The organism is Streptomyces sp. NPDC005181, from assembly GCF_040608395.1.
Taxonomy (GTDB): Bacteria; Actinomycetota; Actinomycetes; order Streptomycetales; family Streptomycetaceae; genus Streptomyces.
The window spans coordinates 22984-40131 of the sequence record NZ_JBEXID010000010.1 but is presented as its reverse complement, the minus strand read 5'-3'; the positions used below and the strand labels follow the sequence as shown (position 1 = coordinate 40131).

Genomic DNA, 17148 nt, shown 5'->3' with positions numbered 1-17148 from the left:
CCCTGTCGAAGCCGTGCCGGACGGCCCGCCTCACGCCTGTCTCAGGCCTGTCTCAGGCCCGCGGGGTGCGGGCCACCCAGCCCCGTTCGTATGCATGCCAGCCCAGCTGCAGCCGCGTCGACACCCCGGTCAGTTCCATCAGGCCCTTCACCCGCCGCTGGACGGTCCGCAGCCCCAGATCCAGCTGCTTCGCCACGCTTGCGTCCGTCAGCCCGGCCAGCAGCAGCGAAAGAATCTCCAAGTCGGTCGGATCGGGGCCCACAGTGGTCTCCTGCGCCCAGCCGCTCTCGCCCAGCCGGAGCGGCATGGCTTCGCGCCACACCGCCTCGAAGAGCCCCATGAGCGACTCCAGCAGCCCGGAGGCATGGACGACCAGTGCCGCCGGCTCGGCGCCGCGACCGGTCAACGGCACCATCGCCAGCGAGGCATCCGCGACGACCAGCTTGGTCGGCACCCGGTCGACGACCCGGCACTGCTCGTCCCGGCTCAGCGCCGCCGACAGCTCCAGGATCCCGCTCGGCAGCGCGAGCACCTCGCGCTCGATCACCACCCGGAACGACACCCCGCGGGTGGCGGCCCGCTCCTCGGACTCGTTCTCCAGGCCGCTGACCGCGATCGGGTTCCCGGTGACCAGGGCGCACACCTCGTTCGCCGCCCCCAGTTGCAGCTGGTGGAAGCGGTGCGCCACCGCGCTCGCGCCCGTGACGACCTCGACCAGATCGTGCACGGCGGGCTCGGCGGCATCCGCCCGGTACTCCTCGGCGAGCAGCGCCGCCGCCAGCTCCGCCTGCTCCAGCTCATGGCGCTGCTGGGTGAGCAGCGCACCCAGGGCGACCCCGGGCGGCGCAGCCACCCACCGCCCGGTGCGGGCGGACGACTGGGCGGCGAGGCCCTGCTGCTCCAGCCGGCGCAGCGCCCGCTCGGTCTCCGACTCGGGAAGCCCCAGCCGGTGTGCGAGGTCACTGACCTCCGCCGCCCCCATCGCGACGAGCGCGCGATAGGCGGATTCCTGTCTCTCGTCGAGACCTATGGCTCCCAGCACCCTTGGACCCCTCCCCGGACGCGTCATTTCCGCATCGTTACGCACTCTTCGGCCGGCCGGCTGTGGCGGAAAGCGGCCACGGCGTAAACCCGCCGTGTACATCATCCCTGTCTCGCCCGTACCTCTGCCAATGTGGCGCCACCGCAGTACCAACAACCTCCGGAAACACAGCCTTTGTGCTGCCTTCTTCCGGAATCACCTGGGGAGTGCGATGCGCCCGATATCGCGTACGGCGCTGGGAGCGGCGACAGCCGCCGTCCTGGCGGCCACCGTGGTAGCGCCGTCCGTGGCCGTGCCACAGGACGCGTCCGCCGCGAAGAGACCGCTCACCGGCAGTGCGGCAGCCACCACTGCCGCTGCCGCGAAGGGCAGCAAGCCGGTCACCGTCACCCTGGTCACCGGGGACAAGGTTCTGGTGAGCACGGACCGTTCGGGGGCGGCGTCGGCCACCGCGCTGCCGCGCGAGGACGGCACCGTGCCACTCATCCAGACCCGGCAGTCCGGCAAGGACCTGTACGTCTACCCGGACACCGCGACCGAGGCGCTCGCCGCGGGCAAGGTCGACGAGGAACTCTTCAACGTCACCGGACTGATCCGCCAGGGCTACGACGACGCCGGCACCAAGTCGCTGCCGCTGATCGCGGTGTACAGCCAGAACCTGGCCCGCTCGGCGCCCGTCACCCCGCGCGGCGCCAAGCGCGGGCTCGCACTCGACGCCATCGACGGCGTCGCGCTCAAGGCGGACAAGGAGAAGGCCGCCGACTTCTGGTCGGACGTCACCGACACCCGGTCCCGCTCGGTCTCCGGTCTGAAGAAGCTGTGGCTCGACCGCAAGGTTCAGGCCACTCTCGACAAGTCGACCAAACAGGTCGGCGCTGACCTCGCCTGGGCCGCCGGATATGACGGCAAGGGCACCAAGGTCGCCGTGCTCGACACCGGCGTCGACGCCGAACACCCCGACCTCAAGGGCCGGATCGCCGCCTCGGCGAACTTCACCGACTCCGACACCACCGACGACCGGCAGGGCCACGGCACCCACACCATCTCCACCGTGGGCGGCACCGGCGCGGCCAGCGACGGCAAGAAGAAGGGCGTCGCCCCCGGCGCCGATCTGCTCGCCGGCAAGGTCCTCAACGACAGCGGCTCCGGCGCCGAGTCCTGGATCATCGCCGGTATGCAGTGGGCCGTCGACCAGAAGGCCGACGTCGTCTCCATGAGTCTCGGCAGCCAGACGCCGACCGACTGCACCGACCCGATGAGCGTCGCCGCCGAGGAACTCGCCCAGAGCGAGGACACCTTGTTCGTCATCGCGGCCGGAAACTCCGGTCCGTCGCTGAACACCGTCTCCTCGCCGGGCTGCGCCCCCAGCGTGCTGACCGTCGGCGCCGTCGACCGCGACGACTCCACGGCCCAGTTCTCCAGCCGCGGACCGGCGATCGGCTCGCACACCCTCAAGCCCGAGATCTCTGCCCCCGGGGTGAACATCTCGGCCGCTGCGGCCGGTGGCCGCGGGGTGTACGCGTACCGGACGATGTCCGGTACGTCGATGGCCACCCCGCATGTCGCGGGCGCCGCAGCCATCGTGAAGCAGCGTCATCCGGACTGGACCGCACAGCAGATCAAGGCGGCCCTGGTGTCGTCCGCGAAGAGTGACATCCCCGGCGACGTACGCGAGACCGGCGGCGGCCGCCTCGATGTCAAGGCCGCCATCGACACCACCGTCGTCGGCGCCCCCGCCGTCCAGGGCGGTACGTTCAACTGGCCGCAGGACAAGAGCGACCGCACCACGGTCGACGTCCCTTACACCAACTCCGGCACCAAGCCGGTGAAGCTGTCGCTGAAGGTCCAGGGCGTCACCGGCAACGACGGCTCGGCGGTTCGCTCCTCCGTCGCCGAGCTCGACGCGAGCAGCGTCACCGTCCCGGCCGGAGCGACGGTCAAGGTCCCGCTGCACATCGACCCGACCGCGCAGCTGAAGGCCGCCCAGTACGGCGACGTCACCGGGCGCGTGCTGGCCACGGGCGCCGACGGCGTCAAGGTCTCCACCCCGTTCTCGCTGTACGTCGGAGCCGAGACGGTCACCCTGCGCGTCAAGCTCGTCGACGCCACCGGGAAGCCCGCCGCGGGCGCCTCCTCGCTGGACGTCATCGGCACCGACACCGCCAGCGGTGAGCGCCGCTTCAACGACGGCGCGGCCGACCAGGTGTACCAGGTGCGCCCAGGCGCGTACTTCGTCTCCAGTTTCGTCACCTCGCCGGACCTGAAGGACACCACCGGCAGGATGGTCGAGTCCGTCGGCTACCTCGCCAGGCCGCAGCTGAACGTCACCAAGGACACCACCCTGGTACTGGACGCCCGCAAGGCCCACCGGGTGCAGGTCCGGACCGAGGACCGCAAGTCCGAGAACCACTCCACGACGCTCATCTTCGGCCGCAGCTGGGACGACGTCTGGCTGCACGCGGGTTCCGTCACCGGCAACCGCGCCATCAAGAAGTACACGGTCGACATTCAGGGCAGGGCGAGTGACGGCGACTTCGAGTTCGCCAGCTACTGGCGTGCGTATGCTCCGCAGATCGAGAAGCTCTCGGTCGCCGGCGGTGCCGAGCTGCACCCGCAGACGGCGAGCACCGGCTCCGTCAACCTCGACGGTACGGGCGAGGCCGCGCTCGTCGACGCGGGCACCGGCACCCCCGCCGAGCTGAAGGCCGCCGATGTCACGGGCAAGATCGCCCTGGTGAAGGTCGCCGACGACGGCTACATGACCGTCCAGGCACGGAACGCCAAGGCCGCCGGCGCAAAGGCGATCATCGTGTACCGGCCGTCCGAGGGCCCCTGGCTGCCGTCCGTCGGCTACGGTCAGGCACCGCTGCCCTCGCTGGGAGTCGAGGCGAGTGAGGCCGCCGGTCTGACCGCCGCCCTCGCCGAAGGTCCGGTGACGCTGCGCTGGAAGGCCACTGCCACCAGCCCGTTCGTGTACAACCTCGGCTTCCCCGAGACCGGCCCGGTCACCTCGGACCGCACGTACAAGGTCCGTGACAGCAAGCTCGGCAAGTCCACCGCCACGTACGAGGCGATGGGCGTCGCGGCCGACTACATCGACTCGATGGTCGTCGACCGGCCGTACGGCGGACGCTACTCCCTCGGGTTGTTCGACACCGTCGCTGCCCCGGGCAAGCGCACCGAGTACTACTCGGCGGGCGACACCGGCTGGGAGCGGTATCTCTCCTCCAGCTTCCCCTGGGGCGAGACCATGGTCGACCCGGCCCGCACCTACAAGTCCGGTTCGCAGCGCACGGAGAACTGGTACCGGGGGATTGTCGGCCCGTCCACTCCGCGCGACGCCCAGGGCAAGGAAGTGCTCGCCGCCGAGCGTCAGGACAACCTGATCGGTGTCGCCCCGGGCTTCTGGGCCGACAGCGAACACGCCGGCATCCAGGGCTCCTTCGGAGACCTGGGCAACATGAAGCTCACCAGCGGTGGTGAGGTGCTCGGGGAGTCCGGCTGGCCCTCCGGGGTGTTCACCGTCCCGGCCGAGGACGCACCGTACGAACTGACCATGACCACCATGAAGGTCGGTCAGCCCGCAGCCGTGTGGAAGCGGTCCACCCAGACCGAGGCCACCTGGAAATTCCGTTCGAAGCGGGACGAGAACGCGTACTCTCAGGGTATTCCGCTTCTCTTTCCGGGCTACGACCTGGCGACGGACGGGATGAAGACCCTGGCGGCGCAGGACGGTCAGACGATCGGTCTGAGCGTCACCGGCCACGCGGGCTACGCACCCGGCAAGCTGACCGCGGCCAAGGTCTCGTACTCGTACGACAGTGGCACGACCTGGACCCAGGCCACCACCGAACAGCGGGACGGGCGTTGGACCGCGACCGTGAACCACGCGGACGCGGCCGGCAAGCCGGTCACGCTGAAGACGGAACTGACGGACGCCAACGGCAACTCCGTCGTCCAGACCATCGTCGACGCATACGCGGTGCGCTGACCCGGGTCACACCAGGACCGGTCCGCCGGGCGTCCTTCCCGTGGGGGGTGGGGTCGCCCGGCGGACCTCTTTTTTCCGGATGACCCGTTATCGCACGGCCCGTGCGGTGGACAATAGGGGCATGAGTCAGCAGGGGGAGAGGCCCGCCGCCCACGAGGACGACTGGTGGCGCAGGCTGTACGACGAAACCGCCGCGGACACCGGGTCCACCGACGCGGCCGACAGTCTCGACGACCGCTTCGACTCGGCCTCGGACGCGGTGAGTTCGGCGGGGCGGGGCGGTCCCGGCCAGGACGACGGGTGCGGAGAGGCTGTCTCGGCCGTACCCGATCCACGGACGCCGCCCGCGCAACCTGCACGGGCCCGTGGGCCGTGGGAGCCTCCGACGGAGGCCGAGCGCGCCCCGTGGGAGCCACTGCGCGACGCCGCGCAACCACGCACCTTCGCCGCATCGCGGGCTTCTGCGCCGCCACTCGTCCATGCACCACCCCCGGTCCCGCCGCCCGGCGCTGAGCCACCGGGGCCCGTCGATGGACCACCACCGGTCCCGGCCCCACCACCGGTAACGGCCCCGCCACCGGTCCCGCCGCCGCCCGAGCACGTGCCGCCTCTGCCGAGGCGGCCGGTTGCCGAGCGGGCCGAGGCTTCGGAGGACTCCGCGCCTGCAGGAGCGGCCAGTTCCGGTTCCGCGGCCCGCCCGGCCGGTCCGGACCCGGTGGCTCCCGCCGCCACGTCCCGCCCCGGACTCACGTACGTAGGGGACCGGCCGCCCACCTACGACGCCGAGCCCACCGCCCTGCCCGCCACCACTCCCCAGGAACTCGACGGGCTCGTTGCCGACACCGTGCTCGACGGGGCCAGGTACGGCACGTACACCCTGCGGGCCGCCTCGGTGCGCGGCGATTCCGCGCGGTTCCGCGGCGAGCCCCGGTGCGACGCCCTGCTCACCGTGCGCTTCGGCGCCGCCGAGAACGCCCTCGTGCTCGTCGCCGTCGCCAGCGGCGCCCGCGCCGTCGAGGGCGCCCATCTCGCGGCCGCCGACGCCTGCCGTTGGATCGGCGGAGCCGTCGGCCGCAGCCACGCCCGGCTCTCCGAGGACATAAGGGCAGGCCGGCGGGGTGACCTCAAGTCCGGTCTGCACCGCCTCACCGACCGCAGCTACGGGAAGCTGCGCGCCCGCGCCGCCGAGCTGGGGCTCGGACCGCACGAGTACACCGCGGGCCTGCGCTGTCTGTTGCTGTCGGCCGACCCCGACTGCCGCACCCGGGTCTTCTTCGGAGTGGGCGGCGGCGGGCTCTTCCGGCTGCGCGACGGTGTCTGGCGTGACCTCGAACCGGACGTTCCGGCGCCCGGGACCGTCAGCGGGGAGCCCGTCGTCGGTTTCGGATCCGCGTCCCCCCAGAGCGGGCCCCACGGCGACCGGCTCACCATGGACCTGGGGATCACGACGCCCCCGTCCCCGTACATCGAGAGCCCGCCCCCGCCGCCCGCGGAGCCCTTCCGGTTCCGGGCCTCGGTGGCCCGCCCGGGGGACACACTGCTGCTCTGCAGCACCGGGCTGGCCGAGCCGTTGCGCGGCGAGCCCGCCCTCGCCGACGAGCTCGCCGAACGCTGGACGCCCCAGGAACCGCCCGGTCTGGCGGCCTTCCTCGCAGACATCCAGCTCAGGGTGAAGGGGTACGCCGACGACCGCACGAGTGTCGGCGTCTGGGAGGCGTAACCGTGCGGGCCATGGGTTGATGGACTCCTAGTGCGCTGCCGGCGCGGAGAGGATACGTACCCATGGCCAAGCAGAACGTGTCGGAGCAGTTCGTCGACATTCTCGTCCGGGCGGGCGTCAAACGGCTCTACGGCGTCGTCGGCGACAGCCTCAACCCGGTCGTCGACGCCATCCGCCGTAACGCCGCCATCGAGTGGATCCAGGTCAGGCACGAGGAGACCGCCGCGTTCGCCGCCGGTGCCGAGGCCCAGATCACCGGCGCCCTGGCGGCCTGCGCGGGCTCCTGCGGCCCGGGCAATCTGCACCTCATCAACGGCCTTTACGACGCCCACCGCTCCATGGCTCCCGTCCTCGCCCTGGCCTCGCACATCCCTTCGAGCGAGATCGGTCTCGGCTACTTCCAGGAGACGCATCCGGAACTGCTCTTCCAGGAATGCAGCCACTACAACGAGATGATCTCCAACCCGCAGCAGATGCCTCGGCTGCTCCAGACGGCGATCCAGCACGCGATCGGCCGAGGAGGGGTCAGCGTCGTCTCGATGCCGGGTGACATCGCCTCGCAGCCGGCGCCGGAGAAGTCGATCGAGCATGCCCTGGTCACCTCGCGGCCGACGGTACGGCCCGGCGACGCGGAGATCGAGAAGCTCTGCCGGATGGTCGACGAGGCGAAGCGGGTGACCCTGTTCTGCGGCAGCGGCACCGCGGGCGCCCACGCGGAGGTCATGGATTTCGCCGAGCGGGTGAAGGCCCCGGTCGGGCACGCGCTGCGGGGCAAGGAGTGGATCCAGTACGACAACCCGTACGACGTCGGCATGAGCGGACTGCTCGGCTACGGCGCCGCGTACGAGGCGACCCATGAGTGCGATCTGCTGATCCTGCTCGGCACCGACTTCCCGTACAACGCCTTCCTCCCCACCGATGTGAAGATCGTCCAGGTCGATGTGCGCCCCGAGAACCTGGGCCGCCGCTCCAAGCTGGATCTGGCGGTGTGGGGCGATGTCCGAGAGACGCTGCGCTGCCTGACGCCGCGGGTGAAGGCCAAGACCGACCGGAAGTTCCTCGACCGGATGCTGAAGAAGCACGCCGACGCGCTGGAGGGCGTGGTCAAGGCGTACACCCGCAAGGTCGAGAAGCACATCCCCATCCATCCGGAGTACGTCGCCTCGGTGCTCGACGACATCGCCGACGACGACGCGGTGTTCACCGTCGACACCGGGATGTGCAATGTCTGGGCGGCCCGCTATCTGTCGCCGAACGGCAAGCGCCGGGTGATCGGTTCGTTCAGCCACGGCTCGATGGCCAACGCGCTCCCGCAGGCCATCGGTGCCCAGTTCGTCGACCGGAACCGGCAGGTCGTGTCGATGTCGGGCGACGGCGGATTCACCATGCTGATGGGCGACTTCCTGACCCTCGTCCAGTACGACCTGCCGGTGAAGGTGGTCCTGTTCAACAACTCCGCGCTCTCCATGGTGGAGCTGGAGATGCTGGTCGCCGGTCTGCCGTCGTTCGGCACGACCAACAAGAACCCGGACTTCGCCGCGATCGCGCGGGCCGCCGGGGCGTACGGCGTGCGGGTCGAGAAGCCCAAACAGCTCGAAGGTGCCCTCAAGGACGCCTTCAAGCAGAAGGGGCCGGCCCTGGTCGACGTCGTCACCGACCCCAACGCGCTCTCCATCCCGCCGAAGATCAGCGCGGAGATGGTGACCGGGTTCGCCCTCTCCGCGAGCAAGATCGTGCTGGACGGCGGCGTGGGCCGGATGCTTCAGATGGCCCGCTCCAACCTGCGGAACGTGCCCCGCCCCTGAGCTGTTCCCGGACGGGGCGGTCGCTCAGGCCGGGGTCAGCCGCACGGTGAGGATCTGGAACGGCCGCAGCGCCAGTACGAGACCGTGCTCATCGGTCGTCGCGTCGTGCAAGGGCCGCTCCAGCAGGTCGGTGATCTGAGCCCGTACGACGGGGAAGCCGACCCGGAGCGTCGCCTCGGCGCGGCCGCCCGCCGACTCGTACAGCCGAACGATCACCTCGCCGCTGCGGTCCTCGGCCAGCTTCACCGACTCCACGGTCACCGCCGGATGACCGGTGGTGACCAGCGACGGCACCGCCGGGGCCACTGCCGCCCGCAGCGGCAGATTGAGCGCGAGCCCCGCGCGCACCGCGTCCGTGACATCGGCCCCGGGCGCCAGTGCGTACCGGAACCGGTGCGTGCCGAGGTCGGTCTCCGGGTCCGGGCTGTGCGGCGCGCGCAGCAGCGTCAGCCGTACGGTTGTGGCGAGACCCGACGCGTGCGGGGTCCGGGTCACATCGTGCCCGTACGTCGAGTCGTTGAGCACCGCGACGCCGTACCCCGGCTCGGCGACCCGCAGCCAGCGGTGCGCACAGATTTCGAAACGGGCCGCGTCCCAGCCGGTGTTGTCGTGCGTGGGCCGGTGGATGTGACCGAACTGGATCTCGGCCGTGGACCGTTCGGCATGCACGTCGAGCGGGAATGCCGCCTTCAGGACCTTCTCCGATTCCTGCCAGTCCACCTCGGTGTCGATGTCGATCTGCCGGCTGCCCGCGGCCAGCCGGATCTCCTGCACGATCAGGGACTTCCCGAACGTCCGCACCACGCGTACCGCCGCCCGCAGCGGCCCTTCCTCGACCAGCTCGACCGAGTCGGCGTCGGTCAGATCGGTGCGGGAGCGGCGGTAGTGCCGGTCGATGTCCCAGGCGTCCCAGTGGTTGGGGTGATCCGGGTGCAGCTGAAGGAGGTTGGCCCGGTGGCCGGGGGCGAGGACCTCGCGGCGCGCGTCGAGATCGCGGACCGCGGCGATCAGCCCGTCGCGGTCCACGGTGAGCCGCAGCAGCCCGTTGTCGAGGAGGAACCCGCCCTCCGCCGTGCGGCTCGCCGTGGCCTCCCGTTCCGGTACCGCCGCACCGTCGAGCGGCCCTGCGCCCAGTCCCGGCGCCTCGGCGAGGACGGCCGTGCGCCAGTCGTCGAGCGGCTGCACATGGGCGCCGGACGGCAGCAACGCGCTCGCCCCGGCGTCCAGTTCCACTACCTGCCTGCGTTCGTACGGCGAGGAGTTGAGAGCGACGAGCCCTTCCGTTGCACCCAGCGCCGACACCGCCTCCGCCACCAGGTCCGCCAGCTCCGCCCGCACCTGTTCATACGTGTCGCGGGCCTCGCGGTGCACCCACGCGATCGACGAGCCCGGCAGGATGTCATGGAACTGATGCAGCAGGACCGTCTTCCATACTCGGTCCAGCGTCTCGTACGGATACGCGTATCCGGGCGCCCGCAGCGCTGCCGTTGTCGCCCACAACTCGGACTCGCGCAACAGGTGTTCGCTGCGCCGGTTGCCCTGCTTGGTCTTGGCCTGCGTGGTGTATGTCGCCCGGTGCAGCTCCAGGTACAGCTCGCCGGACCAGACCGGCGCCTGCTCCGCGTACTCCTCCTCGGCCGCCGCGAAGAACGCCGACGGCTTCTCGATCGCGACCCGCGGCGAACCCTCCAGATCCCCCAGTCTGCGCGCCTTCTCCATCATCTCGCGGGTCGGACCGCCCCCGCCGTCACCCCAGCCGAACGGCACCAGGGAACGGGTCGCCCGTCCCTTGTCCGCGAAGTTCTTCTCCGCATGCGCGAGTTGACGTGCGTGAAAGTCCGCGTTGTATGTGTCGACGGGCGGGAAGTGGGTGAAGACACGGGTGCCGTCGATGCCCTCCCACCAGAAGGTGTGATGCGGCATTTTGTTGGTCTGGTTCCAGGACAGCTTCTGCGTCAGGAACCACTTCACCCCCGCCAGCCGTGCCAGCTGCGGGAAGGCCGCCGTGTGGCCGAAGGAGTCCGGCAGCCAGATCTCCTGCGTCTCCACCCCCAACTCCTGCTCGAAGAACCGCTTTCCGTGCACGATCTGCCGCGCCAGCGCCTCGCCACCCGGCATATTGGCATCGGACTCCACCCACATCGAGCCGACCGGTGCCCACTGCCCGTCCGCCACCGCCCGCTTGATCCGCTCCCAGATGTGCGGCTGATGGTCGCGCACCCAGGCGTACTGCTGAGCCTGCGAACAGGCGAAGACCAGCTCCGGATAGTCCTGGGCGAGCGCGGTGACATTGGCGAACGTACGCGAGGCCTTCCGCACCGTCTCGCGCAGCGGCCACAGCCACGCCGAGTCGATGTGCGCATGGCCGGCCGCCGTGATCCGGTGCGCACTTGCCGACGCCGGACGGGACAGGGCCCCGGTCAGTTCGGCGCGGCCCGCGGTCGCCGTGCCCGCCACATCGTGCAGGTCCAGCGCGTCGAGCATCCGCTCCAGCGCTCGCAGGATCTCGTGGCGCCGCGACCGGTCGGTGGGCAGTTCATGCATCAGCTCGGACAGCACCTCGATGTCCAGGACGAGATGCCAGACCTCCTCGTCCAGCACGGCAAGGTCCGCGGAGGCGAACCGGTAGAGGGGCCGGTCACCCGACGTCAGGACGTCACCGAGCGGAGTCGGCTCGAAGCCGTGCTCCAGGACGGCCGGGTTGGCCGCCGCCTCCAGCAGCAGGGAGACCGGCTCACCGCCCGACGCCGAGGCCGAGACGGTCAGATGGCGATTGCGAGGATGGATGCCCTTGAGCGGTACGCCCCCGGCGTCGTACAGCATTCCCTCGGCCTGGAAGCCGGGCCCCTGGCCGGAGAATCCAGGATCCACCACCACTTCGACATGGCGCCCCGTCCACGCCTCGGGTACCGCGCCCTCCAGCCGGAACCAGCTGGTCGACCAGGGCCTGCCCCACTCCGTGCCGGTCGCGAAGGGCTCGTACGTCCCCTTCATGGCCTCCGTCACCGGCACCGGCTCGCCCGGGGCATGCCACACCGAGAGGCTGAGCGGGGACCGGTCCGCGTACTGGGCGGGGCGGATGAATTGGTGGAGGGCCCGCTCCAGGCGGCCCTCCACCAGCGTGCGGTCGTCGTGCATCACGGCTCCTCGGGGTCGGCAGCTGCGGGGTGCTCATGGCACCACTTCCCCGGCGACGCGCGGGGCACCCCTGGTGCGGGTCCGTGACGGACGATGTACCCCGGTGGGCACCGGAGGCATACGCACGTGGTTCGCGGGTGCCCGGCCGCGGGCGCGGCGACGGTCAGCGCAGTCGCAGTGTGCCGGGCGCGGTCCGCTCCTCGATGATCTCCACCAGTTGGTCGAAGAGCGTCGGGCCGTGGCCGGCCAGCGCCTCGTCCAGATTCCGCTGGAGGGCCGGCCGGTTGGTGGGGTGTGCCCGGCCGAGCAGGTGGCGCACGTGGCGTGCGGTCTCCTCATGGCCCAGGGCGCGCGCGGAGAGCGCGTGATCGCGCCACTCGATGACGAAGTCGCCGTCGTCCGGTGTCCCCATGCCGCCGCTCAGACAGTCCGCGAAGGCGTCGAGGTTGCGGCCGAAGTAGCCACCGGGACCGTTCACCGCCTCGCCGATCACCTGCCAGAACCGTCCCAGTCCGGTGACTTCGGAGCCGTCGATCACATAGGTCACGGTCATGGGCGCAGCGTACAAGGCACCGCTTTCTCGTCGGTCCGGTGATCCGCGCCGCAGGTGGGGGGCTACGGCGCGGACCGGACCGGAGGGTGCTGCCGGTGGAGCCTCAGCAGCCGTGGTCGACGAGGTCGAACGTGGCGTAGTGGTCGGCGGTGTAGTAGTCCTCCTGGCTCTGCTCACCCGTGACGATCCGTCGCGCGCCGCGGGTGGACGAGCCCGGGGTGATCACCGTGTACTCGTGGTAGTAGCCGGTGCTCCGGCTGGGCAGGACGCCTTCCCGGTTCTGGAAGACGACGCCGTCCTGCGAGTAGGGGAAAGGGCCGCCCGCCTCGATGAGATCGAGGGTGTCGTGCGCCTGGGACGGCAGGTCCGAGTAGCAGATGCTGCCGACCGATGTGGTGGCGGCGGTGGCGGACGCCGTGATCGGGCCGCCGACGACGAGGACGGACAGGAGGGCGGCGACACCGCCGAGCGTAGTGATCCGTGGGGGGATTCGCATGTCCACCATGATGACGCGCGTAGACATGTCCCCGTCAACGCCAACCCGTGTGAATTTTTTGGAAGTTAATCGGGACGACGAGAATGTGCCGGCTGTGTTTCCGAGGCCAGGAGGGCGGCCCCGTCCCCATATGTGCTTATTGATGAGTCGACAAGCGTGACAGCTCGCGTGCGGGGCATGCATCCCGGGAAGGTGTTCGACGAGAAGGGGGTGATTCACTGTGCACGCGGGGGAAACTATGGAGCGTCAGCAGCTGATTCGAATGCACCGCAGACTGGCTCACACCGATCTGGCGGACATCTCCGAAGTGCGCTGTGCGCTGCGGGAATTCCTGCGATATCGATGGCGCGAGGACTCGGCCGAAGTGGCGGAGCTCCTGCTGAGCGAGCTGGTGACCAACGCACTGGTCCATACGAGGCATGGCGCAGTCGTCACGGTGACCGTGGCGCCGGCGACCCTGCGGGTCGAGGTGCGGGACTTCGTATCCGGACTGCCCCTGTCGTGCGGACCGGACGCCGACGACGGTACGCACGGCAGGGGGCTGGTCCTGGTACAGCGTCTCGCGGACGCCTGGGGCGTGAAGGCGCATGCGCTGGGCAAGGTGGTCTGGTTCGAGCTGGACGGCGGAAGGCCCTGAGGATTCTGGGAGTCCGGAGGTTCCGGAGGTCGGAACGGGGCCTTCCGCCCTGCACCGCAAGGGCGTTGTCGGGGCGGGTCCTGCGATGCGGGGTCCCGGTCAGCCGAACTGCTGCTCCAGGTCCTTGAGTTTTCGCTCCAGCGAGTCGAGCCGGGGCAGGGCCTGGGTGTCGTCCTCGGCCGTGAGGTCGACGGTCCTCGGATCACCTGTGCTCCGGTCCGAGGAGCCCTTCGCGCTCGTGCCGTTCACGGCTTGCAGGGACGGTCTGGGCCGCAGGGGCAGCTGTCCCGGCTCCGATATGGCGGGCTCCACGACGGACTGCGCGGAGCCCGCCGCCGGGGCGATGGCCGTGACGTCGACCTGGGCGCCGCCCCGGCCGGCCCGGCCCCAGGCCCGGTTCTGCCGGTTCAGGGCCTTGATGTGGGCCCGGTCCAGCTTCTCCTGGTCCCTCCTGCGGAGACGGTTCTGCTCCTTCTCCCGTCGGTCGTCGCGTACCTCGTCGACCGCTTCGTCCAGCGTGCGTACGCCCTCCAGCAGCATCAACGACCAGGCACCGAAGGTCTCCCGGGGCGCGCGCAGCCACCGTACGATCCTGATCTGCGGCAACGGACGGGGCACCAGGCCCTGTTCGCGCAAAGCGGCCCGGCGGGTCTGTTTCAGTGCCCGGTCGAAGAGCACCGCCGCGGAGAGCGACATCCCGGCGAAGAAGTGCGGGGCGCCCGCATGGTCCATGCCGCGCGGGGCGTGCACCCAGTTGAACCAGGCGGCCGCACCTGCGAACGTCCACACCAGCAGCCGTGAGCCGAGCGCCGCGTCACCGTGGCTGGCCTCGCGCACGGCGAGTACGGAGCAGAACATCGCTGCCCCGTCGAGGCCGAACGGGACGAGGTACTCCCAACCCCCGGAGAGGCTGAGGTTCTGCCGGCCGAAGCCGACCAGACCATGGAAGGAGAGCGCGGCGGCGACCGCCGCGCAGCAGAACAGCAACACGTACGAGGCGGTGGCGTAGAGGGCTTCCTTGCGCCTGCGCCGGTCCTCGCTGCGTTCCCAGCTGTCGTCGGCCGCGGACTTGTCAGCGGCGCGCTTGCCGCGCGCGACCATCGCCACCGCCGCCACGACCCCCACGAGCAGCACCGCGCTCGGAAGAAGCCAGTTGAGCGATATGTCGGTCAGTCTCATGCGCGGTCCCTTGCATCGCGTTAGGGGTTTCGGGCGCCATGGTGGCGGAAATCCCATCGGGCTCAGGGGGTTTCGGGGCAAGAGAACGCCATTGGGGTGGCGGGGCATACGGATGGGCGGGAACTCCTCGAACGCCCTTCTGTGCCAACCGAGTTGTGTTCGAATCGCGCCACCCGTGCGGGCGGTGCGGCACCGGCGGTGCGGATCAGGCGGCGGGCGTCAGCTTCCGTACCCGGTCGGTGTCGCACGTACGCGGGCAGGTGACACAGGTGTCCTCGGGCCGCAGCGTGTAGAAGAGGCAGCAGCTGGCCCGGTCACGGGTGGGCAGCGACTCGCCGTTCGGTCCGGTCAGTTCACGGAAGCCCGCGGTGCCGACATACGGCTTGGTGGTGCCCGGCAGGAGCGCTTCCAGCTCGGTCATCGCCCGCCGCTCCTCGCCGAGCAGATGCGCGATGTACCAGAGGCCCTCGACGATCTCGTCCGTCGCCATGCCCCACAGCGCCCGCTTGCCGCGGCGCATCCGGGGGCCGAAGCCGTCGAGCACCGGACCGATGTGTTCGGCCACCGAGGCCAGCACCTCGGCCCGCAGTGCCGCCTCGTCCGTCACCACCCTGGCCCCCGGCAGCGCGGCCGCCGGATCGTCCGGCAGGCAGGCGAACTCCCTTACGCGCACGGTCAGATGACCCAGGGCCCGCTGGAACGCGACGTCCTCGGCGGGGATCCGCGGCACCCTCCGGTACAGGAACCACGGCACCGTCACCAGCAGACACGCCGGCCAGGCATAGCGGTGCAGGCCGAAGCTGGCGACCACATCGGGCCGGGCCTGCTGCCCGTAGTCCTGCAGCACCTGCGCGTTGTCCCACGCGAGAAACGCATCCAGGGCGGCGCCGCCGGCCGCGAGTTCGTGCGCACCCACCCAGCCGACGCCGGACGGAGTGGGCTCGCCGTCCCCGAGAACCTCGGCACGCAGCCCGGGGAAGACCTCGGCCAGGCGGGTGTACGCGTCCGACACGGCGGACGTCGTTGTGCCGGGAAGCAGGGCGGGGAGGGTCATGCAGGGACCACCGAATCGCGATCGTTTGCAAGTTAGCCTTACCTTACCCGAAGAGATCGATGTTTGAACTGCGGCCTCCGCCGCCTATCGTGCACACGGGGCATGGCGTATACGAGCCGGGCCCGGAGCAGGCCGAGGAGGTCGGAGTGGAGCAGGGCAGCGCGCATGAGCAGGTGCGACCGCCGTACCTGTCCACCACGCCCGCGGCCGCTCGGCCGGCCGCACCGTCCGACCGGGTGCCCGGGCAGGCGCGCGCTCAACGGGCGCGAGACGAGCAGCCCGGCGGTGCGCGGTCCCCCGGTGAACAGCCGCGCGGCGAGCAGGCCCGCGGGGAGCACACCCACAGCGAGCCGCCCGCGCCCCGGGTCGTGGTGCAGCGGCACTCCGTACGCGGGCAGATCCTGGACGCCCTGCGCGCCGCCCTCGTCGGCGGTGAGCTGCTGCCCGGTCAGATCTACTCCGCCCCGGTGCTCGGCGCCCGTTTCGGCGTCTCGGCGACACCGGTCCGTGAGGCGATGCAACAGCTCGCCATCGAGGGTGCCGTGGAGGTCGTCCCGAACCGGGGCTTCCGGGTCGCCGAGCGCGGCCCGCACGAGCTGGCCGAGCTGGCCGAGGTGCGCGCCCTGATCGAGGTCCCTGTCATGCTGCGGCTGGCCCGCACTGTGCAGCGGGCCCGGTGGACCGCCCTGCGCCCGCTGGCCGACGCCACGGTCGCGGCCGCCGCGGTGGGCGACCGGGCGAGCTACGCGGAGTCCGACCGGGCCTTCCACCGCGCGGTCCTCGCGCTCTCCGGCAACCAGCAGCTCGTGATGGTCGCCGACGACCTGCACCGTCGCTCCCAGTGGCCGCTGGGGCACAACCCGGCCACCCGCCGGGCCGACCTCCTCGCCGATGCCGCGGAACACACCGCGCTGCTCGACGCACTGATCGCCCAGGATCTGCCCGTCGTGCAGTCACTGGTGCGCGAACACTTCACCGGCGCGGACCGCTGACCTCCCTCGTCCGGGCTGCCGCCACCTCCACGGACCGCTGTGGTTACTCTGTGCCTCTCATTGCATGATCGTTCTCGAGGGGGCGGGATGATACGGATCCGAGGGCCTCGGCCGGTGTCCGCGCTGCTGGTGGCGACGCTGGGCCTGGCACTGGCAGCGGCGGGCTGCTCCGAGTCCGGCAAGTCCACCGGGAAGCCTTCCGGGACACCCGCTCCCGCGACGCCGTCGCCGAGCGCGAGCCCCACCCGTACACCTGCGGATCCCGCCGCGCCTTCGCCGACGCACTCCGCGCCCCCGTCCGCCTCCGCTTCGGTCGCCGTCTCCGCGACGCCGACGAGGAATCCCGCACCGCCGAAATCCCCGGTCACGCCGCCCCGGCGCGACAGCAGCGGGCAGAACGGAAAGCCCGCCGCCGCCGTACCGCAGAACCCGAACCGCGGCCCGACCCCGCCGCCCGCTCCGCCGCGTCCGACGCCGACCCCCGAGGGGAGCGACGCGGGCTGGAAGCCCGGCGACCCGGTCGAGGACCGTGCCTGACGGT

General features: G+C 70.8%; 12 protein-coding genes. 6 read left to right on the top strand and 6 right to left on the bottom strand.

Annotation, left to right across the window (positions count from 1 at the left end; all coding sequences use genetic code 11):
* Positions 1-52: 52 nt before the first annotated feature.
* On the bottom strand, positions 53-1042 hold the full coding sequence (locus ABZV38_RS09800; protein WP_356326251.1) for a helix-turn-helix domain-containing protein: 990 nt from the start codon (positions 1040-1042) through the stop codon (positions 53-55).
* 211 nt (positions 1043-1253) lie between these two features.
* On the opposite strand from ABZV38_RS09800, the gene ABZV38_RS09795 reads away from it, so the two are divergent.
* The 3 genes from ABZV38_RS09795 (at position 1254) to ABZV38_RS09785 (ending at position 8558) form a co-directional block, all read left to right on the top strand.
* Positions 1254-5033 carry a S8 family serine peptidase gene (locus tag ABZV38_RS09795; protein WP_356326250.1) on the top strand — a complete coding sequence of 1260 codons (3780 nt, stop codon included), beginning with the start codon at positions 1254-1256 and terminating at the stop codon, positions 5031-5033.
* A 121-nt stretch (positions 5034-5154) separates the two neighbouring features.
* The gene (locus tag ABZV38_RS09790; RefSeq protein WP_356326249.1) at positions 5155-6753 is read left to right on the top strand and encodes a protein phosphatase 2C domain-containing protein; all 1599 of its coding nucleotides are present in this window, start codon (positions 5155-5157) and stop codon (positions 6751-6753) included.
* Positions 6754-6815: 62 nt separating this feature from the next.
* Entirely contained in the window at positions 6816-8558 is a 1743-nt protein-coding gene (locus tag ABZV38_RS09785; RefSeq protein ID WP_356326248.1) for a pyruvate dehydrogenase, read from the top strand.
* Between the two features lie 24 nt (positions 8559-8582).
* Here ABZV38_RS09785 and ABZV38_RS09780 read toward each other — a convergent pair whose 3' ends face one another.
* The 3 genes from ABZV38_RS09780 to ABZV38_RS09770 form a co-directional block, all read right to left on the bottom strand.
* Positions 8583-11696: a glycoside hydrolase family 38 C-terminal domain-containing protein gene (locus ABZV38_RS09780; protein WP_356326247.1), complete on the bottom strand. Its 3114-nt coding sequence runs from the start codon at positions 11694-11696 to the stop codon at positions 8583-8585.
* A gap of 163 nt (positions 11697-11859) precedes the next feature.
* Positions 11860-12249: a barstar family protein gene (locus ABZV38_RS09775; RefSeq protein ID WP_356326246.1), complete on the bottom strand. Its 390-nt coding sequence runs from the start codon at positions 12247-12249 to the stop codon at positions 11860-11862.
* 103 nt (positions 12250-12352) lie between these two features.
* Positions 12353-12745, bottom strand: coding sequence for a ribonuclease (locus ABZV38_RS09770; protein ID WP_356326245.1), 393 nt, complete (start codon positions 12743-12745; stop codon positions 12353-12355).
* Positions 12746-13019: 274 nt separating this feature from the next.
* Between ABZV38_RS09770 and ABZV38_RS09765 the strand changes: the two genes are divergently transcribed.
* Complete coding sequence (locus ABZV38_RS09765) at positions 13020-13382, top strand: ATP-binding protein (RefSeq protein ID WP_356326356.1); 363 nt, start codon at positions 13020-13022, stop codon at positions 13380-13382.
* Between the two features lie 99 nt (positions 13383-13481).
* On the opposite strand, the gene ABZV38_RS09760 is transcribed toward ABZV38_RS09765, so the two are convergent.
* Both ABZV38_RS09760 and ABZV38_RS09755 read right to left on the bottom strand, forming a co-directional pair.
* On the bottom strand, positions 13482-14561 hold the full coding sequence (locus tag ABZV38_RS09760; RefSeq protein WP_356326244.1) for a DUF2637 domain-containing protein: 1080 nt from the start codon (positions 14559-14561) through the stop codon (positions 13482-13484).
* 205 nt (positions 14562-14766) lie between these two features.
* Positions 14767-15615 carry a (2Fe-2S)-binding protein gene (locus ABZV38_RS09755; protein ID WP_356326242.1) on the bottom strand — a complete coding sequence of 283 codons (849 nt, stop codon included), beginning with the start codon at positions 15613-15615 and terminating at the stop codon, positions 14767-14769.
* 146 nt (positions 15616-15761) lie between these two features.
* On the opposite strand from ABZV38_RS09755, the gene ABZV38_RS09750 reads away from it, so the two are divergent.
* Complete coding sequence (locus tag ABZV38_RS09750; protein WP_356326241.1) at positions 15762-16607, top strand: GntR family transcriptional regulator; 846 nt, start codon at positions 15762-15764, stop codon at positions 16605-16607.
* Positions 16608-16721: 114 nt separating this feature from the next.
* Entirely contained in the window at positions 16722-17144 is a 423-nt protein-coding gene (locus ABZV38_RS09745; protein ID WP_356326240.1) for a hypothetical protein, read from the top strand.
* Positions 17145-17148 lie beyond the last annotated feature (4 nt).

Coding starts and splice junctions, on each gene's coding strand:
- ABZV38_RS09770 (WP_356326245.1), bottom strand. CDS start 12,745: ATGCGAATCCCCCCACGGATCACTACGCTCGGCGGTGTCGCCGCCCTC.
- ABZV38_RS09795 (WP_356326250.1), top strand. CDS start 1,254: ATGCGCCCGATATCGCGTACGGCGCTGGGAGCGGCGACAGCCGCCGTC.
- ABZV38_RS09775 (WP_356326246.1), bottom strand. CDS start 12,249: ATGACCGTGACCTATGTGATCGACGGCTCCGAAGTCACCGGACTGGGA.
- ABZV38_RS09780 (WP_356326247.1), bottom strand. CDS start 11,696: ATGCACGACGACCGCACGCTGGTGGAGGGCCGCCTGGAGCGGGCCCTC.
- ABZV38_RS09755 (WP_356326242.1), bottom strand. CDS start 15,615: ATGACCCTCCCCGCCCTGCTTCCCGGCACAACGACGTCCGCCGTGTCG.
- ABZV38_RS09790 (WP_356326249.1), top strand. CDS start 5,155: ATGAGTCAGCAGGGGGAGAGGCCCGCCGCCCACGAGGACGACTGGTGG.
- ABZV38_RS09760 (WP_356326244.1), bottom strand. CDS start 14,561: ATGAGACTGACCGACATATCGCTCAACTGGCTTCTTCCGAGCGCGGTG.
- ABZV38_RS09785 (WP_356326248.1), top strand. CDS start 6,816: ATGGCCAAGCAGAACGTGTCGGAGCAGTTCGTCGACATTCTCGTCCGG.